Here is a 23,894-nt window from a genome sequence, read left to right as displayed (position 1 = left end):
TTTAAGTAGAAAGTTATTTAGCTCTATAAGAAAAACGCTCAAAATCTTTCAAAGGTTACGGACTCGGCCTAAAAATTTAAAGACTCGCATCCGCATAAAACTTGGCCAGCTCCACCATCATGCTGCCCATGCGTTCCTCTTCGGGGGCAATAACCCGGCTTAATCCGGCTTCCTTTAAGCCCTGCGCCGTAACTTTTCCAACCGATACCGCTACGACAGGTCCTTCAAAGGCGGCAAGCAGCGCTTCCGAACGCCCCGTTCTGCCTGCATAGTCCAGCAGAAAACGCACCTGCGGCGCACTGGTAAAGGTAACGGCGTCCACCTCGCCGGTTAGCACGTCGTTCAGGAGCAGCTCCAGCTGCTGCTCCGGCGGAGCAATATGGCGGTACGGCAGCAGCGTAGCGACTTCCGCCCCCTCCTGCTTCAGCCAGTCCGCCAAACGCGGTGCGGCGTCGCCATGCAGCTGGAGCATGACCCCTTTGCCGGCGAGAGGTTGGCCCAATGCCGCCCAGGAACGCACCAGTCCTTCCGTGCTTCCGTCATCGTCGCGAACGACGGGCACGAGCTTTCTTTTTCGAAGCATATTCGCCGTCTTGTAGCCGCGGGCCGCGATTTGAGTCTGCTCCAAAAGCCGCTGCATGTCGTCATGCACCCCGATTTCCTCCGCCGCCGCGAACAGGGCTTCCAGCCCCATTCCCGTCGTGAATACCGCCCATTCAGGCCGGCTGGAGAGCCATTGCCGGATCCCTTCCTTCAGGGACTCGTCGTCGAGAAAAACCGTTCCCTGAGCGGGACGCAGCAGGGCTGTTCCCCCCATATTTTCCACCAGCTTGGCCTGCTCCTCGGACCGTCTCGGTCCCGTTAGCGCTACCCGCTTGCCTGCAAGCCTTCCCGTCCTTTCTGCCATACCCCGCTCTCTCCTCCAGTTCTGCGTGAGCCACACGCATGCTAAACTTATAAGTTTTGCCCTATCCCGCCGTCAGTCGGCCAAGCGGTACCCGACGCCCCGAACAGTAGCGATATAGTCGGGCGAAGCCGCGCGGTCGCCGAGTTTTTTGCGCAGACTTTTAATATGCACGTCAACGACATTGCTTCCGCCCAGGAACGTCGTTCCCCATACCGCCGACAGCAGGTCTTCGCGGGTCATGACGCTGCCTTCGCTTTCCAGCAGCTGAATGAACAGATCGTATTCCGTTTTGGTCAGGTCGATCTGCTCGCCTTGGCGGTAAACCGCCATTTTCTTGCGGTCGATCCACAGGTCTTTAAAAATAGCCGGGGAAGTTCCCGCCAGCAGCCGGGAAGCTACGGGACGTTTGCCCTCCGAGCTGCGGATAATCCGCTGGGCATGGTACACGAGCTCCTGAGGACGGCATGGCCACACAAGAAGCTCCTTGCGTTTGTAATCTTCATCCATCCGGCCGAGCATATCCTCTTTAATCAGGTACAAAATCGGCACGCCGCCCGTATCTACGGAACCGAGCGAACGCACGATAGCGGCATCCTGTTCCCGGTAGCGGGTCAGGTCAAAGATCAGCAAATCGGCCGATAAGGCGTTGCGGATCCCTTCCTCTCGGTGATGGAACACCATCACGTCAAAGCAGCCCTCCGACAAATCCCGGACCAGCTCGTAGATGCCGCCTGGAAATGGACTGATAATGATGACCCGCTGGGTCACCGGACAGGCTTCCACAAACGGCACCGCCTCGTCTTCGGCCAACATTCCGTTCATCAGCTGTTTTTCTTCTTCAAACACTGCGGACACATCCCTCCGAAGACTACGTGTGCATGATGCACATCGTAACCAGTTTCTATAGCCACTTCCTTCTTCCAATCCTCCGGAACCGACGTCATCACTTCATCCACCCGGCCGCAGGACTCGCAAATAATATGCTGGTGTTCATCCATTTTGGCGTCATACCGGCTTGCGGCTTCTCCCAGCTTTAATTCGCGGATCATTTCCTTATCCGTCAAGTAACGCAAAGAATTATAAACCGTACCGTAAGCAAAGTTGTAGCCCTGCTCCACGAGCCGGTTCATCACCTCGGCGGCGGTTGGGTGGTCTTCCGAGTTTCTTACAATATCATAAACGGCTTTACGCTGGGTCGTTAAATTCAGGGATTTCATAACGTTTCATCCTTCAATTTGATTTTAGAATAAGTATAAATCCTATTCCGAAATACGTCAATTTTTCGTTCCGGGAAAACGGCGCAGCGGAGGGTCGTTTCTTTTGCGAAACTGGTGGTAATAATTGAAATGATGACAACGGAGTTAGCCGAGAGCTTGGATTCACATACGATTTTAATTCGAGGAGGAAGATGCGGTATGGCTAGCAGCGAAATTCCACGGACCAGCGAACTGCCCCAATTTCCCGAATCCTTATGGGAGCATACCACTGAATTGCCAAGATTCCCGAGACTTCAGGGAGAAAGCAACGCAGACATCGTGGTTGTCGGTGGAGGGATTACCGGCCTGACGACCGCTTATCTGCTGATGAAGGAAGGGCTTCAGGTCGCCCTCATTGAAATGGGCGGCCTTCTGCACGGGACAACCGGGCATACGACTGCAAAAATTACGGCCCAGCACGGGCTCATTTATGATCAGCTGACAGGACATTTCGGGGAAGAAAAAGCCAAATTATATTATGAAGCCAACGAGGAGGCCGTTCGGTTCATGCGCCGTTTTGCCGAAGAACACGGCATAGACTGCGGAATGACCGAAGAAGACGCTTATCTGTTCGCCGAAACCGACGAAGAGCTGAAGAAACTCGAAAAAGAATGGGAGGCCTACCAAAAGCTCGGAATTCCGGGGGAATGGCGGGAAACGCTGCCGCTGCCGTTCAGCGTCAAAGGAGCCATCAAGATGGCCGGCCAGGCCCGCTTCCATCCCCTTCAATATCTGAGCTTCATGGTTCGGAAGCTTCAGGAGGGCGGAGCCGCCATTTATGAGCATACAACCGTCGCCGAAAAGGTGGACAAAGTAAACGGGCGGCTGAAGCTGCATACCGAGCAGGGAGCCTCCATCACTTGCAACTTTGCCGTATCCGCCTCGCATTTTCCGTTCTACGACGGGGGAGCCATGTATTTTTCGCGTCTACATGCGGAGCGCTCTTATGTAGTGGCGATTGAGCCCGAAACTTCTTTTCCGGGCGGGATGTACATTAACTGCGGCAGCCCGAAACGTTCTTTCCGGGCCGCCGAATGGAACGGCAAAACGCTGGTGCTTGTCGGAGGCGAAGGCCACAAAACGGGCAAAGCGCTCTGCTCCATCCGGAATTATGAGACGCTGGAGCTCTACGGCGCATCGGTCTTCGGCGCCAAAGGCATCCCTTTCCGCTGGTCTGCCCAGGATTTGATTACGCTCGACCAGGTTCCATATATCGGGCAAGCCACCAACGACGATCCGCATATCCTCATCGCCACGGGTTTTGCCAAATGGGGCATGTCCACCGGGACGCTTGCCGCCTGCTTGATCCGGGACAGGATTATGAAAAGGAATAACCGTTACGAGGAGGTTTTTACCCCGCAGCGGTTCAAGGCCGATCCGGGCATCAAAAACTTCATCGTCCAGAATGCGGAGGTCGCCAAGGATCTCGTGGCGGGCAAAGTGGGCCTCGTTCACCGCAAAGCGGAGGAACTGGAGCCGGACGAAGGCGCGATCGTCAAACACCTCGGCAAGCGGGCCGGGGCCTACAAGGACCTCCAGGGCCATCTTTATCTGGTAGACACAACCTGCACCCATATGGGCTGCGAGGTGGATTGGAACGAAGGCGAGCGCTCCTGGGACTGCCCATGCCACGGCTCGCGGTTTAATTACAGAGGCGAGGTCATCGAAGGACCGGCCACGCAGCCGCTTACGCCGCTTACACAAAACGAAGCCTGATTCTTTTCGAAAAAATAGAAAGCCAACGAACCCCCGGCTGGCCAGAATAGGCCAAGACCGGGGTTCTTTTCGTTGCCGCAAGACGAAAAGGACTCCGGCAGCAGTTATATTCGATCAGGCTCCCGTGAAAAAGAGCGAAACCCGCCGGGACATTCCGGCGGGTTTCGGTTGGAGCCGCAGATGGCGAACGCCTGCGCGGCTTATTCTTGTTAGTTGGAGCATGACGTAAACGACGTAATTCCTCAGTTCAAGCAATGCCCTCCGCTACCGCTTCCCGGTATGACTGAAGGGAGAAATAAATCATGGTGTCCAAGAGGCCCGAATCCACATCCGGTAAAATTCCCCTGGCAAAATCCCAAGCATTCTCCTCAATGCGCAAAGCAAGCCGGCTGCGCTCCAGCTCCGACTGGCATTCGTCCAGCCGGGCCGATAGCAGCGGCAGATCTTTATCTTCGGCATGCCCAAGCTCATGGGCGGCCACGATCTTCAAAACCTCTTCGGCATATTCATCCGTACCAAAAATGCGCCGGGCCTGAATGCCGATCTCTTCCAAGTATAACGTCACCGAATGTTCATCCATCGTATATTTGCCGCCCACGTTGCGGCCGCCGGGAAAACGCGATTTCAGCTTAAGCGAAACACTGCTGCCCGAACGCTCCAGCAACGGATCAATGACAAGTCGTGCTGCTGTCTTATTCAAGATGTAATCCCCTGATTTCTGTTTTTAGTCTAAATCCCATTATAGCCGATCGGTTCTGGCATTTAAACCCAAACTTGTTTATTACCCGCAAAAAATAATCACAAATCACCCCTTCGGCACAAAAAGTTCATAACGCTCGGTTGCTTGCCCGGCGCGGGTTTTCGGCGTTAAGCGGGGCTTTGTTCCGGGTTTCAGGCTTCGGGCTTGCCATCCGCAGCCCCTTTTGTATAAAATGGAATTATCTTAAGCAAAGGAGGTGAAGGTAGGTTATGGACCGCAAGCTGGCGTGGAGCCGGATTAATCAGCTTCCTATGATTTTGTCCGGCATTTTTTACAGAGGTTCGTTGAACGGGATTCGTCTGCCCTTTTTTAACAATCTCATGTACCGCCAAAATTGCGAAATGCCGCTCCTACCTTAACCTCTCGGACAAATGACCGGATGATGTTTCAGGGTTAAGAGGCTGCAGGATTTCCTGCGGCCTCTTTTTATGTTCTTCTGGAGGTGTGTCAGGGCCAGAGAAACGGCATGGGAACGAGGAGAACTTTAATCATGATCCTTCAAGGTCAACATCTACAAAAATATTACGGAGCCGAGCTGGTGCTTAGCGACGTCTCGCTGGAGATCGGCGCCGGAGACAAAGTCGGCCTGATCGGCCGCAACGGAGCCGGCAAAACGACGCTGCTGCGCGTCTTGTCCGGTTTCGAGAAACCGGACGGCGGCCAGCTGGCCGTCCAGAAAGGCACGCGGATCGGCGTGCTGGCGCAAATTCCGCAGGGTCTTGAAGGCCAGACGGTGTACGGCAAACTTCAGGAGGCCTTTGAGGAACTGCTGGACTGTCAGGCCGAAATGGAGCGTCTGGCTTTGGAGCTTGGCGGAAGCGAAGGCGCCGCACACGAAGCCGCACTGGCCAAATACGGGCAGCTGCTGGAACGTTTTGAAGCGGGCGGCGGCTATGAGATGGAAGCCCGCATAGAACGGGTCACGCGGGGGCTGGGCATTCCTGAGGAACAGCTGGAGCGGCCGTTCGCATCGCTGTCCGGCGGCGAAAAAACAAAAATCGGCCTGGCCGTCATTTTGCTGAGGAATCCCGACCTGCTGATCCTCGATGAGCCGACTAACCATCTGGATCTTGAGGCCGTGCTTTGGCTGGAGGAATACCTCCGCTCCCTTCGCGCTGCCGTTATCGTCATCTCTCATGACCGTTATTTTCTGGACGCCGTGACCGCCCGGATCCTCGAGCTTGAAGACGGGGAAGCCTTCACTTATCCCGGTAATTACAGCTATTACAAAACGGAAAAAGAAGCACGGCTGCTGCGGCAGTTCGCCGATTATCAGGAGCAGCAGAAAAAGATCAAAAAGATGCAGGAAACGATTAAGCAGCTGATCGAATGGGGCAACCGCTCGAATCCGCCGAATGCCGGCTTTCACCGGCGGGCAGCCTCCATGCAGAAGGCGCTGGACCGCATGGTCAAGCTGAAGCGGCCGATCCTGGAGCGCAAAGCGATCGACCTGCAGCTGACGCAGCAGGACCGCTCCGGCCAGCGGGCGCTGATCCTCGAGCAGGCCGGAAAAAGCTACGGCGGACGCCGGCTGTTCGCGGATTTGAACGCGACCCTGATGTACGGCGACTGCGCCGTCCTGATCGGCGGCAACGGAACCGGCAAAAGCACCCTGCTGAAGTGCGCGGTCGCCCAGGAAACGTTGGACGAAGGTGAGCTCCGCCTCGGCTCCCGGGCGGAGCTTGGATATCTCGCCCAGGAAAGCGCGCCGGCCGCGGGCAAAGACACGGTGCTCGACTATTACCGGCGCGAAGCCGGGATGGAGACCGGGGAAGCGCGCGGCCAGCTGGCGCGTTTCCTGTTCTATGGCGCCGACGTTTTTAAGCGAGTCGGCGATCTGTCCGGCGGCGAGTGGACACGGCTGCGGCTCGCCATCCTGATGCGGCAGCAGCCCAACCTGCTGCTGCTCGACGAACCGACGAACCACCTCGATATCGACTCCCGCGAAGCGCTGGAGGAGGCTCTGGAGGAGTTCGGCGGCTCGGTGCTGGCGGTCTCCCATGACCGCTATTTCATCAACCGGATCGCCGGGCGGATCTGGAGCCTTGAAGCCGGACAACTGTACGATTATGCCGGCAATTACGACGATTATTTGGAGCAGCGGGCCAAAAGACGGGACGTGGCCGGGAAAGACGGAATCACCGCCGATAAAGAAGCGCCCGGAGACGTGGCCGGTACCATGGCCACAGCCGATTCAACAAACAGCTTAGTAAAAGGTGCAGTGAAAGCGAAAGGTTCGGCGATTGGTCCAGCGGTGAATTCGGCCGCAGGAACGACGGCGGATTCAGCTTCCCGGCAGCGAACCGGGAAAAACGCCAATCCCGCTACGCTTGCCAAGCTTGAGCGGGACATCGGGGAGACGGAGGCTGCACTTGCCCGGCTGGATGCCGCGATGGCGGAGCCGGAAAACAACCGTGACGCCGGGAAGCTGCTGAGCCTGCAGGCGGAGCGGGAGCCGCTTCAGGGCAAGCTGGATGATTTATATGGCAACTATTTTGCCATGCTTGAGGAATAAGACGGGGAGGCTGGATGGTCATCGAAACGGAAAAACAGTTCATTCTGCATGTGGAAGAACCGAGGATCAAGAAGCTCTGCAGGCTTGATCCCCGGATGGGCGCGCTGATCGCGCAGCTTGGAGCGCTTACGGTCACTCTGGAGCGGGAGCCGTTCGAGTCGCTGGTCCGCTCCATCATCAGCCAGCAGATTTCCGTGAAAGCTGCGGCTACGATCCGCGAGCGCGTAAGGCTGCTCGCGGGGGAGCTCACCCCGGAGGCGCTTCATGCGCTGGAGGACGAGGCTCTGCGGGGCGCCGGACTATCGGCGTCCAAAACGGCCTACCTGCGCGATCTGAGCGGCAGGGTGCTGTCGGGGGAACTGGATTTTGCACAGTTCCCCGGCATGGACGACGAGGCGGTCATCGCCGCCCTGACGTCGGTCAAAGGCATCGGCCGCTGGACGGCCGAGATGTTTCTCATTTTCGTGCTGGGGCGTGAAAATGTCATTTCCTTCGGCGATGCGGGCCTGCAGCGGGCGGCCCGCTGGCTATACGGGCTTGAACCGAGAAAGGATAAGAAATACCTGCAGCAGCTGGCACACCAATGGCCTTCCTACGGCTCGTTCGTTTCCTTGTATCTGTGGGAAGCGATCAACCAGGGACTGGTGGATTCGGGTCAAAGCCTGGAGGAATATGGGACAGTGCGGAACAGCGACGAAACTGGCCGTTCAAACGGCTGACGTTCCCGGCAGGCAGAAAAAAGCCCTTTGCGGATGCAAAGGGCTTTCTTTTTTTATGCTATTTCTCTAAACAGGAATGCCTGCATTCGCCTTATCCGGCGCTTTCCTCGGCCTCGTCGCTGAACTGGCTGTTGTAAAGATCGGCGTAGAAGCCGTTTTGGGCCATCAGCTCGTCGTGCGTGCCCTGCTCGATGACCGTGCCCTGATTCATAACCAGGATCAGATCGGCCCCCTTGATGGTGGACAATCTGTGGGCGATTACAAAGCTGGTCCGGCCCTGCATGAGCTGGTTCATCGCATTCTGGATGAAGACCTCGGTCCGCGTATCGACGCTGCTCGTCGCTTCGTCCAGAATCAGGATCGCCGGATCGGCCAAAATGGCGCGGGCGATGGTCAGCAGCTGCTTCTGTCCCTGCGAGATGTTGGAGGCTTCTTCATTCAGCACGGTATCGTAGCCATGAGGCAGCGTGCGGATAAAGTGGTCGGCATGCGCCATTTTGGCGGCGCGCACCACGTCCGCCTCCGAAGCTCCTTCCCGGCCGTAAGCGATATTATCCCGGATCGTGCCGTTAAACAGCCAAGTATCCTGAAGGACCATGCCAAAAAGCTTGTGAAGCTCGCTTCGTTTCATGTCCTTGATATCCAGGCCGTCGATGGTGATCCGGCCGCCCCGCAGCTCGTAGAAGCGCATCAGCAGGTTGATCAGCGTGGTTTTGCCGGCGCCGGTAGGCCCGACGATCGCGATCGTTTGCCCCTGCTTCGCTTCGATGTTCATGTCCTCGATCAGCGTAGGTTTGCCGTCATAGCCAAACTCTACATGTTCAAAGGATACGTTGCCCCGAGGAGAAGCCAATTTCTTCGGACTGGCGGCTTCCGCCACCTCTTCTTCCTCGTCCAGTACTTCAAATACCCGTTCCGCGGAGGCCACGGTGGATTGAATAATATTGGCGATGTTGGCGGTTTGCGTAATCGGCTGGGTAAACTGGCGCATGTACTGGATAAAGGCCTGAACGTCACCGATCGTAATCATGTTTTTGGTTACGAACAAGCCGCCGACTACCGAAATCAGCACATAACCGATATTTCCGATAAAGTTCATGATCGGCATGATGACACCGGACAGGAACTGCGCTTTGCGTCCGGCATGAAACAACCGTTCGTTCACTTCATCAAACTTGTTCAAAGACTCCTGCTCCCGGCCGAACACCTTCACGATTTTGTGGCCGGTGTACATTTCTTCAACGTGACCGTTCAGCATCCCCAGTTCCTTCTGCTGCTCGGCAAACTGTTTCTGCGACCGTTTGGCGACCTGCGTAATCGCAAGCACGCTCACCGGCAGCGTTACGAGCGCAATCAGCGTCATCCAAGGGCTGATGGTCAGCATCATGATCAAAACGCCGATGATCGTAACAACCGACGTGATCAGCTGCGTCAAGCTCTGCTGAAGCGTGGTACTGATGTTATCCACGTCGTTGGTTACCCGGCTGAGGATTTCCCCGTTGGTCCGGGAGTCGAAATATTTCAGCGGCAGTTTGTTCAGCTTCTCACTCACGTCTTTACGCAGCTGGTAAACCGTGCGCTGAGCGACACCCGCCATCAGATACTGCTGAATATAGCCGAATACGGCACTAATAACATAAAGGCTAACCAGTTCCAGAACAATCGCCCAAATACCGTTAAAATCAATATGCGCGCCCGGAACGCCCTGGGCTTTCGCTATCAGTCCTTCAAACAGCTTGGTCGTTGCCCGGCCGAGCACTTTCGGGCCGTAAATGCTGAAGACTGTACTTAAAATGGCTGTAATGATAACAATGGACAGCTTAAAGCGATAAGGCTTCAAATACCGAAGCAGCCGGAGCAGCGTCCCTTTGAAATCCTTGGCTTTCTGCACAGGCATGCCCATGCTCATCCCCATACCCGGTCCGCGTTGGCCCCCCATAGGGCCTCGAGGCCCGCGGGGTCCGCCTCCCGGTTTGCTGTTTTCGTTCGCCTGACTCATGCGATCTCCTCCTCTGACAGCTGGGAGCTAACAATTTCGCGATAGACCTCGCAAGTTTCCATGAGCTCGCGATGCGTACCGATACCCGCTACTTTGCTTTCGTTCAGCACGATAATCCGGTCCGCATCCATAACGGTGCTGACCCGCTGGGCAACGATAAGCATGGTGGTATCCGCGGTCTCCTGCTTGAGCGCGGCCCGAAGCTTGGCATCCGTCTTGAAATCAAGCGCGGAGAAGCTGTCGTCGAAGATGAGCAGTTCGGCGCGCCGGACAAGGGCGCGGGCGATGGACAAACGCTGCTTCTGTCCGCCGGAGACATTGGAGCCGCCCTGCGAAATCGGAGCGTTGTATCCCTCTTCCATCTTCGAAATAAATTCGTCCGCCTGGGCAATCTTTGCGGCCTGTCGTACTTCCTCGTCCGTGGCGTCATTTTTGCCGTACCGGATATTGTCGGCCACCGTGCCGGTAAAGAGCACCGCCTTCTGCGGCACGAAGCCGATTTTGCTGCGGAGATCTGCCTGGGTCATGTTTCGGATATCGACGCCGTCCAGCAAAATCTCTCCGCTTTCCACATCGTAGAAACGCGGAATCAGGCTGACCAGGGTGGTTTTCCCGGCCCCCGTCCCGCCGATGATGGCCGTGATTTCCCCCGGTTTGGCCGCAAAGGAAATGTCCTGAATGGCCGGCTGCTCCGCTCCCGGATAACTGAAGGTCACATTCCGGAATTCCAAATATCCGCGCATCGGCTGCCGTTCTTCGGCAAGTCCTTCGCTTGAATCACCTTGACCGTCCGTGAGCAAGCCGTCTTGGTTAACCCCGGACAACGTTTCTTCCCCGTCCTTGATCACCGGTTCAATGTTCAATACCTCATTGATCCGTTCCGCCGAAGCGGAAGCCCGCGGGATCATGACGAAAATCATCGTCACCATCAGGATGGAAAACATAATTTGCATCGCGTATTGGATAAAGGCCATCAAATCGCCAACCTGCATATCACCCGCGTCGATCCGATGACCGCCGAACCAGACGATCGCGATTTGCGTAAAGTTCATGATAATCATCATGGCCGGCATCATGATCGCAAAAATTTTATTGACCTTGATGGAGGTCTCCGTCAGATCCCGGTTGGCGGCTTCGAATTTCTGCTTCTCGAAGTCGATCCGGTTAAACGAACGGATAACCCGAATGCCCGTCAAACCTTCGCGCAGCACCAGGTTCAGTTTGTCGATTTTTTTCTGGATCGCTTTGAACAGCGGCACCCCGCGGCTTGCGACAGCCGCAATCACCAGCGCCATGACCGGAATGACCACCACAAAAACAAGCGTCAGCTCACGGTCCTTGGACAAGGCCATGATCAGACCGCCGATCGCCATCATCGGAGCCATGACCATAATGCGGAGCATCATGACCAGCACCTGCTGAATCTGGTTGATATCGTTGGTCGTCCGCGTAATAAGCGAAGCCGTGCCAATTTTATCGAACTCCTCCAGCGAGAAGTTGGTCACATGCTTAAAAACCTTTCCACGAAGCAGCTTGCCGAAGCCGGTAGCCGACATGGAGGAAAAATAGCTGGCCGTTATGGAACAAAGCATGCTGCCTAAAGCCACCAGTAGCATGTAGAAGCCAAAACGCCAGATGTAAGCCGTATCCCCTTTAACAACCCCGTTGTCCACGATATCCGACATCAGGGTAGGGAGATATAGTTCCGCCAGGGACTGGATAAACACCAGCGCCAGCGTAATGATCACGGGAATGCGGTATGGCTTCAAGAGCCTGAACAGCTTAAACATCGCTCGATCATCTCCACTAGATAAAATGCTTGCAAAAGGAGCTCCTGCGGAATGACGCGGCCGGTCCGGAAATCTGCCAGTGCGGAGTTCCTGTCCCGTGCCCTTTCCGGGGAAAGCGGTCCCTTCTTGTCTCTTTCTTGTGCTCCTCTTTCTTGTGCGTCTCTTTCGTTATCTGTCTGTATCCCGTTGAGCCGGGTCCTGTTCTTCCCCGCCGTTCATGTACTCCAGCACTTCTTCCAGCAAATCGGCGAGCTGCTCGGTTTTCTCTTCGCCTAAACGCTCGCTGATCCGCTTCATCCGCGCCAAATTCATTTCCATCGCTCTTTTGCGGAGCGCCTGTCCTTTGTCCGTGAGCAGCACCCGGACGACACGCCGGTCTTCCTGGTCGTTGACCCGAAGCACGAGACCGTCGGCCTCCAGGCTTTTGATCAGCGGCGTCACGGTCGGCGGCGTGACCTCCATCGAACTGCTGATCTCCGATACCGTCAGGCCGTTAGAGGGTCTGCCGCAGCTCCTGCCCAAAATGAACAATACCCGGAGCATGCTTGCGTTATAACCTTCAAAAGCAACCTTGTGCAGCTGGCTTCTCCGGAACTGCCTCATGACCTCCAGCAGTCTGCTCACCGCGGACTGATCCTGGATTTCCAACCGAATTCCTCCCCCTCCAAAAATACCCCCGCGAAGCGGGGCACGGCTCTAAGCCCATTCAGGCATTTTGCAGCACTACAGCAACTTCTTAAAATCCCTGACACCCAAATAAAGTGCGCCTACCTAAATTTTAAATCATTTAATATTTAGCATAACCTAAACATTCACAAAATTTATTATAGACAGCCCGATTTTCCCTGTCAAGAAGTCCGCTGCTTTAACGGCAGGCGGACGATAAACTCCGTGCCCTCGCCCAATTCGCTTCGGACTGACACCTCTCCTTTGTGCAGCTCCACAATTTTATGCAAAATCGACAGCCCCAGGCCGTTTCCCCCGTCCTTGCGGGCCCGGGCCCGGTCCGCCTTGTAGAAACGCTCGAAGATATGGGGTACATCCTCCTTGGCAATGCCGACGCCCGTGTCCTTGACGGAAACGACGGCCTGATGATCGGAAACCTCCAGGGAAACCCGGACGGTTCCCTCCGGAGGGGTGAACTTAATGGCGTTATGCAGGAGATTGACCCAGACCTGGCTCAGCAGATTCTGATCCGCTTCAATTTCCACCGGTTCAAGATCGGCGGCCATTTCCAGATTTTTCTCCAGCCACTGCGGTTCACAGGATAAAATGTGCAGCTGAAGCTGTTTATCCAGCCTGAAAGGCTCGGTCTGCAGCGTTAAATGCTTGGAATCGAGGGACGCAAGCCGGAGCATGTTGTCGCTCAGCTTGGACAACCTTGCGCTTTCCCACTCGATGATATCCAGATAATGAAGCATTTGCTCCCGGCTCATTTCTTCCTGCTTCAGCACGCGGGCGAATCCGGCAATCGAGGTCAGCGGAGACTGAATTTCATGGGAGACGTTGGAAATAAACTCCTGGCGCATCTCCTCGGTATTTTTCAGATTGGCGGCCATTTCGTTAACGCTGTTGGCAAGCACGTTAAACGGGTGATTGCGGAAGCCGACGCCCAAATTCCTCAAGTCAACCTGGAAATCCCCGCGCGAAATCTGGCGCAGGGCTTCGATCGTCTGCAGGAAATAATCATTTTGCTTTTTTCTGGGGATCTTCGATATGAACGAAATCACAGTTCCCCAGAAAAACATGCCAAGCCCCGAAGCAATCAACTGCCCGGCTAAAGGATGAGGATGCCAGCCGATCCAGTCATAGGCATAACCTGCCGTGTAAAAAGCTCCGATCCAGCATAAAGTGAGCAGCAATGTGATACCGACGAAAGCCAGCAGCCGCTCCACGATTTCGCGGAAGGTGCTCTCCCTCCGCTCCCTGCCGCGTTGTTCGGCCTGTCGCTGCCTCAGGTCCATCTGCCGCTGTTTCCGGATCATGCGCTTCTCCAGATGCTCCTGCCTCCGCTCCACCTGGCGCTGCACATGCTCCAAATGACGCCGCACGTGTTCCTGCCCGCGTTCCGCCTGACGTTTTCTTTGCTCCAGATGCCGCTCCAAATGCACCTTCTGGCGGTTGATCCGGCGTTCGATATCGGCTGCGGACGGCCCGATGCCCCGAACGCCTCCCCGTTCTCCCCTGCGGTCCGGCTGATCTCCGTTTGGTCCCGTACGTTTGTCCGTCATCCCGTTACCTCAAACCGGTAGCCCAGCCCGCGGACGGTGGCGATTTTAAACGAATGGCGGTCTTCGGGAAACCGCTCCCGCAGCCGCTTGATATGCACGTCCACCGTCCTTTCGTCGCCCTCATAATCGTATCCCCATACCTGCTCGACGATCTGGTCGCGCAGCAGCGTACGCCCCGGATAGCTGGCCAGCATAAATAGCAGCTCGAATTCCTTGAGCGGCAGCGATATGGCCTCGCCTCCGACGCGGCATTCATACGTTTTACGGTCCAGCAGGAGCTCTCCCTGCTGGATCTGCTGCGAAGCCACGATACGATAGCGCTTCAGAAGCGCTTTGACCCGGGCAATCAGCTCCGGCGCTTCAAAAGGCTTCACCATGTAATCGTCCGTGCCCAGCTCGAAGCCTTTTACTTTTTGCGCGGTATCCCCTTTAGCCGTCAGCATAAGCAGCGGCATATCATAATGGGCCTCGAGCTCCCGGCACAGCTCCCAGCCGTCCATTTCCGGCATCATCACATCCAGGATGACCAGATCCGCCTTCACTTCCTGAAGCAGCTCAAGCGCCTCCAAACCGTTCCCCGCCGCAGAAACCTCAAAACCTTCCTTAATCAGCACATGGCTGATCAGCTCCTGAATATATGGATCGTCGTCGACGATTAAAATTCGGGTCATGTCGGATCCCCTTCCCTCGTGCCTGTATATCCCTATTGTAAATCAACCAAATGAACTGAATATGAACAACTTGGATAAAAAGGAGGCTCCTGCGACCACTATCCTCCATAAATGGTAGCTTGCTTATTCGGATGACAAATCATGTACTTAGGTTATAAGGAAGCCGGCAAACGCCCGAAAGCCCGAACCGCCTGTCGGCGAGTCGGGCTGTTCGGGCTCTCCGGATTTCCGGCCCGGGGAAACGGCGGGATTACCAGCCGAAATCCAGGGTTTTTCCGGTCTCTGTGTAGGTCTTGATGTTGCTTAAAATCATCCACCAGTGGCCTTCCGTGTGCTGAAGCGCCGGATGGCCGGGCGTCCACTCGTCGTTCACCAGCGTGAGCTTGGTGCAGCCCCCCACTTTTTCCATCGTAAAAGTAACCCTCGATTCCAGCTCCGCATGATTCTCCCGGTAGGAAGGGCCCGGATGCTCCTTATAGCTGAGTACTTTGCCTTCCTCGGCCGCCAAAATGGAGCCGTACACGTGCACCGTCCGGTCTCCGTCAGCGCCAGGTCCTACATATTCAAAAGACGCTCCCGGTTTTAAATCCGAATTTAAAACGCTTCCAAAGAAAGTGTTCTTCGTGCCCTCCGGCGAAACCAGCGTTTGCCAGACCTGCTCCGGCTCCGCCCCGATATAAAACTCATATTTCAATTCCATGCTGCTCGCTCCTTCCGAAAAAATGGCTTGTCCCCCGTCTCTCCGTTCAACCAAACGGAATGATGCCGGACAGCAAATATGCTAGTATGATTTTATTAGCTTACAGGGTGGAATGTATTGTAAAAAGGCGACAGCTTAACCCATTCGAATGTTCGGGAGGAAAGCCAATGAGCAACGAACCCATTAAGCCGGCGATGGGCATTCTGCGGCATGCGCAGGCAGCGGATAAATTCCGTCTCGCCCGCAGATTGCCCGCCCCCGCGCTGCAGCCCTTCATTAAACATTATTGGATCGTGAAATGGAATTTAGACGGGCTGGCCCCTTACGATCAGGAGGTCGTGCCGAACCCGTGCGTAAACCTGGTGGTGGAGCGGGAAAACACCTTTTTCTATGGCCCGTCCGCGCAAAAATATGCCCACCATCTGGAAGGCTCGGGACAGGTGTTTGGCGTTAAGTTCCATCCGGGAGGTTTTTATCCGTTTCTGCGCGGACCCGTTTCCGAGCTGCAAGGACGGCCGCTTGCCCCTTCCGGCATTCTCGGCCTGGACAGGCAGAAGCTGGAGCATTTGCTGCTGAATCCGGAACACCCGGATGACCTAAAAATCGAAGCCGCGGACAAGCTGTTTCTGTCCGTGCTTCCGGCCGAAGATCCGCAGGTCAGTTTCATCGGCCGCATCGTGGCTTACATTGCCGAACATCAGGAGTTGTCCCGGGTTGAGCAGCTTTGCTCCTCATTTGACATCAATATTCGGACCCTGCAGCGGTTGTTCGGCCAATACGTCGGACTCAGCCCCAAAACGGTGATCCGGCTGTACCGGCTGCAAAACGCAGCCGAAGCGATGGACGACGGCCAAAAACGCAGTCTGCTGGACCTCTCCTTGGAGCTCGGCTACCATGACCAGGCGCATTTTATTAAAGATTTCAAAGCGGTAATCGGCGTAACGCCGGAGCAATATATCCGCTCCAAAACATAAGAGCAAGGAAAGGAGCGCAGTTATGCTGCCTTTTTCAGAGCGGGTTATTGCTATCATTAAGGCGATCCCGGAAGGCAAGGTCATGACCTACGGGCAAATCGCCGCCGTGGCGGGAAGTCCGCGCGCCGCGCGGCAGGTCGTGCGGCGCGCGGCAGGTCGTGCGGATTCTGCATTCCTCAAGCCGCAAGCATATGCTCCCCTGGCACCGCGTCGTTAATGCCAAAGGAGAGATCGGTCTGCAGGATGACGAATCCCGCTTTATGCAGCGGATGTACCTGGAGCAGGAGGGGATCGAATTCGGGCTTGGGGACCGGATTGACCTGGACATTTTTCGGCATAATGGGGAACAAACGTTTCTGAAATGTTATACTAATCCTAACGACAATACCGATTAGGAAAAGGGAGACGGAATCGTGACGATGCAACCAAACGGTCTGATCCAGGATGACGCATGGAACAGGCTGGTCCAATATACCGGCAGTCAATTCGACGAAGTCACGCTGAGCCGGGGGTTTCTTTATTATAAGCAGGGAAGGGTCGAGCAGCTGGAAATGCCCGATCCCGCCACCGTGCGTGCTCTGGTCAAGGGCCACGCGGCCGAGCCTTATGCCGTGGAAATTCCGCTCGAAACCTTATCCCTGGCAAGCTGCACCTGCCCGGTGGATGAACCGTGCAAGCATATTGCGGCCTCTTTAATGAAGCTGGCTGAGGAACAGGGGCGTTCCGTGAACAGCCTGGCCAACGCCAAAGCCAAACAGATGCTGGCCAACGCCAGACCGGCCGCCAAACCGGCCCCTCCACTCATTCGGACTGGACAAAACGCAGAGGGCGGCCTTGTCAGGGAAGGGACATCCGCCTCCGCCAGCTTTACGTCCCCCGGAGACCCCGGCGAGACCGGGAGAAACAGCGCGGCCGGGGAAATTATCGCTCCCGGTGACGGCATCTCCGGATGGCACAAGCGTTTTGTCAAAGCGGTCGCTCATCTGGACCACGCAGTAAGGAACACGGCCTATGCGGATAAAGCCCTGGAGCTGATTCTCCAGGTGAAACGCAGCCTGCCGCCGGCGGCTGAACGGCTTTACGGGCTGCACGCCCATCTGTTCGTGCAGCAGTCTCTGCTTCAGCCCGTCCGGGTACCCGGGGCAACGCCGGCTTATTCCTCCCATGTCGGCTACTTCACGCATATTGCCGTCCAGGAAATCGACAAAGCCGTTCTTCTTTCGCTGGATGACTCCCTTTCCGGGATGCAGAGCGAAGAAATAGAGGCGGTGAAGCCGCTGCTGTTGGAGTCCCTGGGCTGGATTCGCCGCGAAATGCTGGCCGAACCCAAGGAACGATATTATTTCACACATTATTATTACCGGTTCGTAAGAGATTGGCTGGTGCCGGTTTCGTCGAAAGACGAGCTGTGCCGTGAGGAAATAAGAAAGCTGACCTTAGCGGGAAGCGGTCAGGCGACCGGGCGGGATCCCGACCGGGCAGGGCAGGATCCTGTCACGCTAATCCTAAAGCCGGACACGGACGAGAACGGTCCGGCGTCAAATGGACAGACCTCAGCGGACGAGGCTGGCTCCGGAGCGGTTTCCGCTCTTCGAAATACGGCGCCAGGCGTTCAGCCCTATGCGCTAAAGATGTCTCTGACCTGGATGCATGTTCTGCTGGGCGAGGACGAGCGGGCGTGGGAATGGCTGGATGCCGGAAGTTCGCAGCCTGCCGCGGCCGGAATGCGGCCGGAAGATCTGAATCTGCTGCTGGCTGCCGTGCGGCAGTCGGGCAACTGGCCGCGGCTGACCACCTGGCTCACGCAGCTGGTTCCCCTGCTGCAGAACAGCAGGACCAATCAGCTGGAGCCGTATTTCCGGTATTGGGAAACGGCTGCGGAGAATGATCCCGCTGCCGGATCGCTGATGTGGCGGACGCTGGAGGAAATGCTGCCTGCAGCCCAGCGTTTCTATGAACGAAAGCTGTTTGAGCACGGACGGTGGCGCGAATGGATGGATTACCAGCTGTCGGCAGGGGCGGAGCCGCTTGATTTCAAAGTCAAGGACCTGCAAACGCTAGAGAAAGCGGAGCCGAGGCTGCTGCTCCCTTTCTACCATCAGGCCGTGGAGCGTTACATAACGCACAAAAACCGCGACAGCTATAAAAAAGCGGTCAAGCTGCTGAAACGGCTCGCCAAGCTGTATGTCAAGCAGAAGCAGACGGACCGCTGGGAATTGTTTATGGGCGCTTTTGCGGCGCGCCACAGCAGGCTGCGGGCGCTGCAGGAGGAGCTGCGGAAAGGAAATCTGATTTCATGAGCAAGCATCTACAGAGCATACAAGTCCATGCGCGGCTCACCCCTTACGGGGATGCGCTGCTGTTCGGGGAAAAGCAGGGCTACGGCTATGAGCCGGGGCTTTATTTGAAACAGCTGCTGTTTGCCTGGCATGAGGAATCGTTTTACGGGACCGAACTGGAGATCCAGCAGGCCGAAGGAGCGGACATCATCGTGCTGCCTGCCGAGCAGGTCATCCCTTACCTGGCCGACGCATCAGGCATGCTGCAGCACGTTGAATGGGCATGGGACGAAGAAAACCGCCCCCTCCTCCTTTTGGCGTCAGGACTTGCCGCCTGCCTCGATCAGCGGAAATTCCATCCGAGCCTGGAGGCTTTCCGGCAAGGAAAGCTGCAATGGGTATGGGATGAAGCTTTTTTGAGGGAGCAGGCGATGGCCGCGGGGCAAGGGGAGGCAGAAACCGGCGGCGCTGAAGCACGTAAGCGCAGCATGGACGCCCCCGCGAAGGTCCGAGCGGGCGAAATCCGCGAAGCGCTGGAGGCGCTGGAAGAGGACGCCGATCTGCGGGAAGGGCTGCGTGCGGCCTTTTCGGCGGCGGTGTCGCAGCGCTACTACAACACCGAAGAGGAAGCCGCCGATCTGCGCAGCGAGTTCCCGCGGCTGTTCGAGCGCGGAGCGGCCCGGTTCGCGGGCATGAACGAACAGGCCTGGCTGGTGGCCGTGGGCTGGAAAGCCGACACGGCGCCTTTCCGGCCGATCCTCCAGCTGCTTGAGCCGGAAGACGCTGAATCGGAGTGGCGGCTTCAGCTTAATCTGCAGGATAAACTCGACGCGGCGTCGCTTTATCCGGTGACGCTTTCGGACAGCGGCGAAGCCGCGGGCCGGTGGCCGGACGAATGGACGGCCCATGTCCGCGACCGCAGCGCCGGCTGGCTGGACCGGCTGCGCGCTGGACTGCCCCCGGGCCGGCTTATACCGGGCCCGGACGTGCTGGGACGCGCGCTGGACAACGACGCGGCCTGGCAGTTCCTGCGCCAGGACAGCGAGCAGCTCTTGAAGGCCGGATGGCTGGTGCTGCTCCCGGCCTGGTGGGAATCCGCCAGCCGCCGCAAACCTCGGCTGCGCGCCAAGGTGCGTGCGGCGTCCGAGGAAGAGAAAGCCGCCCGCGGCCCTTCTTATTTCGGCTTTGATTCGCTCGTCGATTTCGACTGGCGGATCGCGATCGGGGACGCCGATCTGAGCGAAACCGAATTTCATGAGCTGATCGCCATGAACGAGCGGCTTGTCCGCTTTCGCGGAGAGTGGCTGGCGCTCGATCCGGCCTTCCTCGCCCAAATTCGCCGGGCCATGGAAAGCATCGACCCGGAGCAGGGGCTGTCGTTCCAGGACGTGCTGCAGCTGCATTTGCTGGAGCAGCGGAAGCAGGAGCGCCTTCAGGCCATAGGCGCCGATAAAGATGCCGATGCAGACAGCGCGGAAGCCGAAGCGGACGAGGAAGATTTGGAACGCGTCCGGATAGAGGTAGAGCTGAACGGCCAGCTGGCGCATCTGTTCAGCCAGCTGAACCGCAAGGAGGATTGGCCGCTGGAGCCCGTGCCGCAGGCCTTGCAGGCCACCCTGCGCACCTATCAGCACGAGGGTTTTGCCTGGCTGGCGTTTCTGCGCCGGTATGGGCTTGGCGGTATTTTGGCCGATGACATGGGCCTCGGCAAAACGGTGCAGCTGATCGCTTACCTGCTGTTCGTGAAGGAAAGCAGGTCGGCGTCCGGCAATGGGACGGCGGCGATCTCGGCCCCGGGGAACGGCGAGCCTGCGCGACCTGCCGGCAGACGGATCCGGCGACATGCGCCGACGCTGGTCATCTGTCCGACATCCGTGCTCGGCAACTGGCAGAAGGAGCTGCAGCGCTTTGCGCCTTCCCTGTCGGTCAAGCTGCATTACGGCAGCAGCCGGCTGAGCGGCGAAGCTTTCGAAATCGAAACGCTGCAGGCGGACGTCGTTCTGACTTCCTATGCCACGGCGGCGCTTGATCAGGAGCTGCTGCAGACGGTGACCTGGGAATCCATCTGCCTCGACGAAGCGCAGAACATCAAAAACGCGCAGACGAAGCAGTCGTCCGCCGTCCGGAGTTTCCCGGCCAAACACCGTATTGCGCTAACGGGCACGCCGATTGAAAACCGCCTGTCCGAGCTTTGGTCGATCTATGACTTCATCGCGCCGGGGTATCTCGGTTCGGCAAGATCGTTCCAGCATCGGTTTGCCACTCCGATTGAGAAGGAGCATGACGAACGGCGCACCTCCGACCTCAAAAAGCTGGTGCATCCGTTCCTGCTGCGCCGGAAGAAAAAAGACCCGGCCATCCAGCTGGCCCTGCCGGAGAAAAACGAAATGAAAACTTACGTCCATCTGACGGCCGAGCAGGGCGCTTTGTACGATCAGGCCGTTAACCAGCTTATGAAACAGATGGGCAACCTCAAAGGCATCCAGCGCAAAGGGGCGATTTTGTCCGCGCTGACCGGGCTTAAGCAGCTGTGCGACCATCCGCTGCTGGCAAGCGGCGAACCGTACCCCGGAATGGCCGGGGAACCGGTTGAAGATACCGACATTGCGGCGCTGGTCGAACGCTCCTCCAAGCTGGAGCGGCTGCTCGCGATGGTGAAGGAGCTGCGCGAAGAAGGGGAGCGCTGTCTGATCTTTACGCAATACATTGGCATGGGCAACATGCTCAAAACCGTGCTGGAGCACGAGCTTCAGGAGCCCGTGCTGTATTTGAACGGCAGCACCTCCAAAACGGCGCGCGACCGGATGGTCGAGCAGTTTCAGAACGGCACGGCTTTGCCGAATGCGGCGGAACCTGCGGGGATGGATATAGATACGGGGATGGATACAGACACGGGAGCTTCCGGGTCAAAATCCCCCGCCGTGTTTATTTTGTCGCTGAAGGCGGGTGGAGTCGGCTTGAACCTGACGGCGGCCAACCATGTCTTTCATTTCGACCGCTGGTGGAACCCGGCGGTGGAGAATCAGGCGACAGACCGGGCCTACCGGATGGGACAAACCAAAGACGTTCAAGTGCACAAATTCATCTGTCTGGGCACGCTGGAGGAGCGGATCGACGAAATGCTCGAGAACAAGCAGCAGCTCAGCGACAATGTGATCTCCAGCACCGAAGGCTGGATTACGGAGTTGTCCACGGAGGACCTCCGCGATTTGATTACGCTGCGGAAGAATTGGGGCGGTTAAGGGCCTCGGGGATCATTTCCGCGTTGAAGTTATTCAACTAAATAAGGGACCGTGCTGCAACACGGCCCCCTCAATATGTTTTTCATATATCGTGACATCCGCAATAAGAGCGGCCGGCTTACATGGTAATCCGAAATAGACCGTGCCCTTGCGTCGGGGCGGTCTATTTTTTATCTTCTACATCATTCTCCCCAACTCAAATCCCGCATAAGCCAAGCCCAGCCCCAGCACCAGGCTTAACAGCAAATAGCGGCTTGCAACTCCGAAACGTTTCTGCTTACTAAACTGTATGAGCTCATACTGGAGAGTCGAAAAGGTCGTAAAAGCGCCCATAAATCCCGTGCCGATGAGCAGGATCATTTGCACGTTTGCATTCGCGCCGGTCAGGAGTCCCAGCAGGAAGGCGCCAAGCAGATTAACAAACAACGTTCCGACGGGCATGAGGAGATTCGGAAATCTTTTTCCCAGATAAGTTACCGAACCATAGCGGCAAATCGCCCCGGCAAAACCTCCGATGCCTACCCAAATCCAATCCGCCATATCAGTTCCCCTCCCCTGCCGCTCGGGCCGATTTGAAGGTTCCCAGCCGCACGCCCAGCCAGGCACAGGCATAACCCCCGACCAGACTGAGCACGATATACGACAGAACGATGCCCATATGGCCGTCTTTGGCCAACACGACCGCTTCTTTGCAAAACGTCGAAAATGTCGTATACGAGCCGATAAACCCGGTCCCGAAGGCCACCCTGAAATAAGGATGCACTTTAAAACGCGTGGTCGCCGCCGTATAGAAAAACGCCAACACCAGACACCCCGACAGATTGACGATCAGCGTACTGACCGGAAACAAGGTCCCCCCCTGCCAGACGATCCACTCTCCCATTTCATAACGGAGCAGCGCACCCAAAATACCGCTCAGGCCTACCCACAGATAAATCATGTCGTTCCTCACCCAACCCTTTCCTTATCTCTATTTTCTCCAAAAAAAATAGACTCCTACCAGCACAAATAAACTGGTAGGAGTCATCAGCCCGAAGGCGGTTATGGCGAACTCCATCGCCTATTGTGTTAGCAGAAGTCTAACGTTATTTTAGTCAACTTAAAGCTTGCGGTCAACAAAATATTGACCATTTTATGTTTTTTTACAGCCCCCTGCTCATAAGCTTCATCAGCTTGGCTTCCGTATTGGTATGCTGTGCAGGCGTGTAGACGCTGCAGCGCAGATCATCGTCGCCCTGCACCTGGAGCGAGGTAAGCTGGAACATCATTTTACCGGCTTTGGCATGCCGGAATTCCAGCAGCACATCGGGGGCCGAGCTGACCTTGCCCTGCTCCCACAGCCGGTTGAAGTCGGGATGCTGCTGCTTCATTTCCTCGAGAAACAAATCATACCAGCCGTCATCCACATGCTGCCCGTAATAGGATCGGAACATGGACAAGTAGTCGGAGGCGAACCGTTCCCAGTTCACGGCCAGCCGCTGAAATTCGCGGCGGGTGAACAGGAGGCGGATCAAATTCCGCTCCTCCGGCGGAATTTCGTCGAAGTTCAGAAAGATATGCGAAGCCGCCTCATTCCATCCGACAATATGGCAGCGGGGATCGGAGATGATCACGGGGCAGCTGCGCAGGTCCCGGATGATTTTTTGCAGCGAGGGACTGATTTGCGCCGTCTCCCGGACCGGAAGGCTGCTGCTTCCCCCTTTTCCGGCTTCAAACGCAAGCGAAAACAAATATTTGCGTTCATCAGCCGTCAATCTTAGCGCACCTGCGACATTGTCGAGCACGGAAGCCGATACCTGGATGTCGCGCCCCTGCTCCAGCCAGGTATACCAGGTGGTGCTGACTCCCGCCAGGTGGGCGACTTCTTCCCGGCGCAGTCCCGGAGTTCGGCGCCGGGCGCCTGCCGGCAGCCCAATCTCCTCCGGCGATATTTGGGCCCGCTGGGCCTTAAGAAAAGCCGACAAAGCCTGCAAGCGTACTTGGGTAGACATGGTTTTTCACCTTCCGAATCCAAAAATTAGGCTTATTACGTTTATTATGGTGCTTATTATACTAGGATAAACCACAACTTGTAATAGGATTATTTTAGTGACAAGATAGATTTAGTACCTGGTCATATATTTTTAGGAGGAGAG

At 56.5% G+C, this 23,894-nt stretch carries 20 protein-coding genes, 1 pseudogene and 1 riboswitch; of the genes and pseudogenes, 8 read left to right on the top strand and 13 right to left on the bottom strand.

Translation table 11 applies throughout. The features are described 5' to 3' along the window. Nucleotides 1-76 precede the first annotated feature (76 nt). The 3 genes from AC3ZPD_RS14585 to AC3ZPD_RS14575 form a co-directional block, all read right to left on the bottom strand. The gene (locus AC3ZPD_RS14585) at nucleotides 77-907 is read right to left on the bottom strand and encodes a uroporphyrinogen-III synthase (protein ID WP_490985008.1); all 831 of its coding nucleotides are present in this window, start codon (nucleotides 905-907) and stop codon (nucleotides 77-79) included. 72 nt (nucleotides 908-979) lie between these two features. Further along, nucleotides 980-1,753: a winged helix-turn-helix transcriptional regulator gene (locus AC3ZPD_RS14580; RefSeq protein ID WP_490985007.1), complete on the bottom strand. Its 774-nt coding sequence runs from the start codon at nucleotides 1,751-1,753 to the stop codon at nucleotides 980-982. Beyond that, entirely contained in the window at nucleotides 1,729-2,124 is a 396-nt protein-coding gene (locus AC3ZPD_RS14575) for a Fur family transcriptional regulator (protein WP_490985006.1), read from the bottom strand. Before AC3ZPD_RS14575 ends, AC3ZPD_RS14580 begins: the two co-directional genes overlap by 25 nt. Before the next feature lie 198 nt (nucleotides 2,125-2,322). On the opposite strand from AC3ZPD_RS14575, the gene AC3ZPD_RS14570 reads away from it, so the two are divergent. Continuing rightward, entirely contained in the window at nucleotides 2,323-3,879 is a 1,557-nt protein-coding gene (locus AC3ZPD_RS14570; protein ID WP_490985005.1) for an FAD-dependent oxidoreductase, read from the top strand. 247 nt (nucleotides 3,880-4,126) lie between these two features. On the opposite strand, the gene AC3ZPD_RS14565 is transcribed toward AC3ZPD_RS14570, so the two are convergent. Next, on the bottom strand, nucleotides 4,127-4,579 hold the full coding sequence (locus tag AC3ZPD_RS14565) for a hypothetical protein (protein WP_490985004.1): 453 nt from the start codon (nucleotides 4,577-4,579) through the stop codon (nucleotides 4,127-4,129). Between the two features lie 269 nt (nucleotides 4,580-4,848). Between AC3ZPD_RS14565 and AC3ZPD_RS14560 the strand changes: the two genes are divergently transcribed. The 3 genes from AC3ZPD_RS14560 to AC3ZPD_RS14550 all read left to right on the top strand — a co-directional run bounded on the left by AC3ZPD_RS14560 (nucleotide 4,849) and on the right by AC3ZPD_RS14550 (nucleotide 7,873). Beyond that, nucleotides 4,849-4,998 (top strand): RAxF-45 family protein, encoded by a 150-nt coding sequence (locus AC3ZPD_RS14560; protein WP_490985003.1) that lies wholly within the window; start codon nucleotides 4,849-4,851, stop codon nucleotides 4,996-4,998. A 131-nt stretch (nucleotides 4,999-5,129) separates the two neighbouring features. After that, a complete protein-coding gene (gene abc-f, locus AC3ZPD_RS14555; protein WP_490985002.1) occupies nucleotides 5,130-7,154 on the top strand; it encodes a ribosomal protection-like ABC-F family protein in 2,025 nt (674 codons plus the stop codon). A 14-nt stretch (nucleotides 7,155-7,168) separates the two neighbouring features. After that, the gene (locus AC3ZPD_RS14550) at nucleotides 7,169-7,873 is read left to right on the top strand and encodes a DNA-3-methyladenine glycosylase family protein (RefSeq protein ID WP_490985001.1); all 705 of its coding nucleotides are present in this window, start codon (nucleotides 7,169-7,171) and stop codon (nucleotides 7,871-7,873) included. Nucleotides 7,874-7,964: 91 nt separating this feature from the next. Here the strand turns inward: AC3ZPD_RS14550 and AC3ZPD_RS14545 are convergent, their stop codons facing one another. The 6 genes from AC3ZPD_RS14545 to AC3ZPD_RS14520 all read right to left on the bottom strand — a co-directional run bounded on the left by AC3ZPD_RS14545 (nucleotide 7,965) and on the right by AC3ZPD_RS14520 (nucleotide 15,264). Next, nucleotides 7,965-9,872: an ABC transporter ATP-binding protein gene (locus tag AC3ZPD_RS14545; protein ID WP_490985000.1), complete on the bottom strand. Its 1,908-nt coding sequence runs from the start codon at nucleotides 9,870-9,872 to the stop codon at nucleotides 7,965-7,967. Further along, entirely contained in the window at nucleotides 9,869-11,662 is a 1,794-nt protein-coding gene (locus tag AC3ZPD_RS14540) for an ABC transporter ATP-binding protein (protein ID WP_490984999.1), read from the bottom strand. The genes AC3ZPD_RS14545 and AC3ZPD_RS14540 overlap by 4 nt, the downstream gene beginning before the upstream one ends. Before the next feature lie 168 nt (nucleotides 11,663-11,830). Then, nucleotides 11,831-12,310 carry a MarR family winged helix-turn-helix transcriptional regulator gene (locus tag AC3ZPD_RS14535; protein WP_490984998.1) on the bottom strand — a complete coding sequence of 160 codons (480 nt, stop codon included), beginning with the start codon at nucleotides 12,308-12,310 and terminating at the stop codon, nucleotides 11,831-11,833. A 200-nt stretch (nucleotides 12,311-12,510) separates the two neighbouring features. Next, complete coding sequence (locus AC3ZPD_RS14530) at nucleotides 12,511-13,893, bottom strand: sensor histidine kinase (RefSeq protein ID WP_490984997.1); 1,383 nt, start codon at nucleotides 13,891-13,893, stop codon at nucleotides 12,511-12,513. Continuing rightward, nucleotides 13,890-14,564, bottom strand: coding sequence for a response regulator transcription factor (locus AC3ZPD_RS14525; protein WP_490984996.1), 675 nt, complete (start codon nucleotides 14,562-14,564; stop codon nucleotides 13,890-13,892). Before AC3ZPD_RS14525 ends, AC3ZPD_RS14530 begins: the two co-directional genes overlap by 4 nt. Before the next feature lie 250 nt (nucleotides 14,565-14,814). Beyond that, nucleotides 14,815-15,264 (bottom strand): SRPBCC family protein, encoded by a 450-nt coding sequence (locus AC3ZPD_RS14520; RefSeq protein ID WP_490984995.1) that lies wholly within the window; start codon nucleotides 15,262-15,264, stop codon nucleotides 14,815-14,817. A 167-nt stretch (nucleotides 15,265-15,431) separates the two neighbouring features. Between AC3ZPD_RS14520 and AC3ZPD_RS14515 the strand changes: the two genes are divergently transcribed. From AC3ZPD_RS14515 to AC3ZPD_RS14500, 4 genes and pseudogenes are all read left to right on the top strand, one after another. Then, on the top strand, nucleotides 15,432-16,238 hold the full coding sequence (locus tag AC3ZPD_RS14515; RefSeq protein WP_490984994.1) for a DUF6597 domain-containing transcriptional factor: 807 nt from the start codon (nucleotides 15,432-15,434) through the stop codon (nucleotides 16,236-16,238). 22 nt (nucleotides 16,239-16,260) lie between these two features. Further along, nucleotides 16,261-16,633 (top strand): annotated as a pseudogene (locus AC3ZPD_RS14510) (MGMT family protein). A 24-nt stretch (nucleotides 16,634-16,657) separates the two neighbouring features. Beyond that, entirely contained in the window at nucleotides 16,658-18,538 is a 1,881-nt protein-coding gene (locus tag AC3ZPD_RS14505) for an SWIM zinc finger family protein (protein ID WP_490985165.1), read from the top strand. Further along, nucleotides 18,535-21,759 carry a DEAD/DEAH box helicase gene (locus AC3ZPD_RS14500; protein ID WP_490984993.1) on the top strand — a complete coding sequence of 1,075 codons (3,225 nt, stop codon included), beginning with the start codon at nucleotides 18,535-18,537 and terminating at the stop codon, nucleotides 21,757-21,759. Before AC3ZPD_RS14505 ends, AC3ZPD_RS14500 begins: the two co-directional genes overlap by 4 nt. 177 nt (nucleotides 21,760-21,936) lie before the next feature. Here AC3ZPD_RS14500 and AC3ZPD_RS14495 read toward each other — a convergent pair whose 3' ends face one another. The 3 genes from AC3ZPD_RS14495 to AC3ZPD_RS14485 form a co-directional block, all read right to left on the bottom strand. Next, complete coding sequence (locus AC3ZPD_RS14495) at nucleotides 21,937-22,299, bottom strand: fluoride efflux transporter FluC (protein ID WP_490984992.1); 363 nt, start codon at nucleotides 22,297-22,299, stop codon at nucleotides 21,937-21,939. Nucleotide 22,300: 1 nt separating this feature from the next. Next, a complete protein-coding gene (gene crcB / locus AC3ZPD_RS14490) occupies nucleotides 22,301-22,699 on the bottom strand; it encodes a fluoride efflux transporter CrcB (protein ID WP_490984991.1) in 399 nt (132 codons plus the stop codon). A 70-nt stretch (nucleotides 22,700-22,769) separates the two neighbouring features. Beyond that, a riboswitch (Fluoride riboswitch) is annotated at nucleotides 22,770-22,829 on the bottom strand. A 72-nt stretch (nucleotides 22,830-22,901) separates the two neighbouring features. Then, a complete protein-coding gene (locus AC3ZPD_RS14485; RefSeq protein WP_490984990.1) occupies nucleotides 22,902-23,750 on the bottom strand; it encodes a helix-turn-helix transcriptional regulator in 849 nt (282 codons plus the stop codon). Between the last annotated feature and the right edge of the window lie 144 nt (nucleotides 23,751-23,894).

The sequence above is a fragment of the Paenibacillus mobilis genome (assembly GCF_058267595.1).
Note: the sequence above shows the minus strand (reverse complement) of the source record. Positions and strands in the feature narration are given on the sequence as shown.

What these genes read in the sequence shown, in the direction of transcription:
- AC3ZPD_RS14560 (WP_490985003.1), top strand. Translation starts at nt 4,849, where the DNA reads ATGGACCGCAAGCTGGCGTGGAGCCGGATTAATCAGCTTCCTATGATT.
- AC3ZPD_RS14520 (WP_490984995.1), bottom strand. Translation starts at nt 15,264, where the DNA reads ATGGAATTGAAATATGAGTTTTATATCGGGGCGGAGCCGGAGCAGGTC.
- AC3ZPD_RS14545 (WP_490985000.1), bottom strand. Translation starts at nt 9,872, where the DNA reads ATGAGTCAGGCGAACGAAAACAGCAAACCGGGAGGCGGACCCCGCGGG.
- AC3ZPD_RS14485 (WP_490984990.1), bottom strand. Translation starts at nt 23,750, where the DNA reads ATGTCTACCCAAGTACGCTTGCAGGCTTTGTCGGCTTTTCTTAAGGCC.
- crcB (WP_490984991.1), bottom strand. Translation starts at nt 22,699, where the DNA reads ATGATTTATCTGTGGGTAGGCCTGAGCGGTATTTTGGGTGCGCTGCTC.
- AC3ZPD_RS14570 (WP_490985005.1), top strand. Translation starts at nt 2,323, where the DNA reads ATGGCTAGCAGCGAAATTCCACGGACCAGCGAACTGCCCCAATTTCCC.
- AC3ZPD_RS14530 (WP_490984997.1), bottom strand. Translation starts at nt 13,893, where the DNA reads ATGACGGACAAACGTACGGGACCAAACGGAGATCAGCCGGACCGCAGG.
- AC3ZPD_RS14515 (WP_490984994.1), top strand. Translation starts at nt 15,432, where the DNA reads ATGAGCAACGAACCCATTAAGCCGGCGATGGGCATTCTGCGGCATGCG.
- AC3ZPD_RS14585 (WP_490985008.1), bottom strand. Translation starts at nt 907, where the DNA reads ATGGCAGAAAGGACGGGAAGGCTTGCAGGCAAGCGGGTAGCGCTAACG.
- AC3ZPD_RS14525 (WP_490984996.1), bottom strand. Translation starts at nt 14,564, where the DNA reads ATGACCCGAATTTTAATCGTCGACGACGATCCATATATTCAGGAGCTG.
- AC3ZPD_RS14505 (WP_490985165.1), top strand. Translation starts at nt 16,658, where the DNA reads ATGCAACCAAACGGTCTGATCCAGGATGACGCATGGAACAGGCTGGTC.
- AC3ZPD_RS14550 (WP_490985001.1), top strand. Translation starts at nt 7,169, where the DNA reads ATGGTCATCGAAACGGAAAAACAGTTCATTCTGCATGTGGAAGAACCG.
- abc-f (WP_490985002.1), top strand. Translation starts at nt 5,130, where the DNA reads ATGATCCTTCAAGGTCAACATCTACAAAAATATTACGGAGCCGAGCTG.
- AC3ZPD_RS14575 (WP_490985006.1), bottom strand. Translation starts at nt 2,124, where the DNA reads ATGAAATCCCTGAATTTAACGACCCAGCGTAAAGCCGTTTATGATATT.
- AC3ZPD_RS14540 (WP_490984999.1), bottom strand. Translation starts at nt 11,662, where the DNA reads ATGTTTAAGCTGTTCAGGCTCTTGAAGCCATACCGCATTCCCGTGATC.
- AC3ZPD_RS14495 (WP_490984992.1), bottom strand. Translation starts at nt 22,299, where the DNA reads ATGGCGGATTGGATTTGGGTAGGCATCGGAGGTTTTGCCGGGGCGATT.
- AC3ZPD_RS14500 (WP_490984993.1), top strand. Translation starts at nt 18,535, where the DNA reads ATGAGCAAGCATCTACAGAGCATACAAGTCCATGCGCGGCTCACCCCT.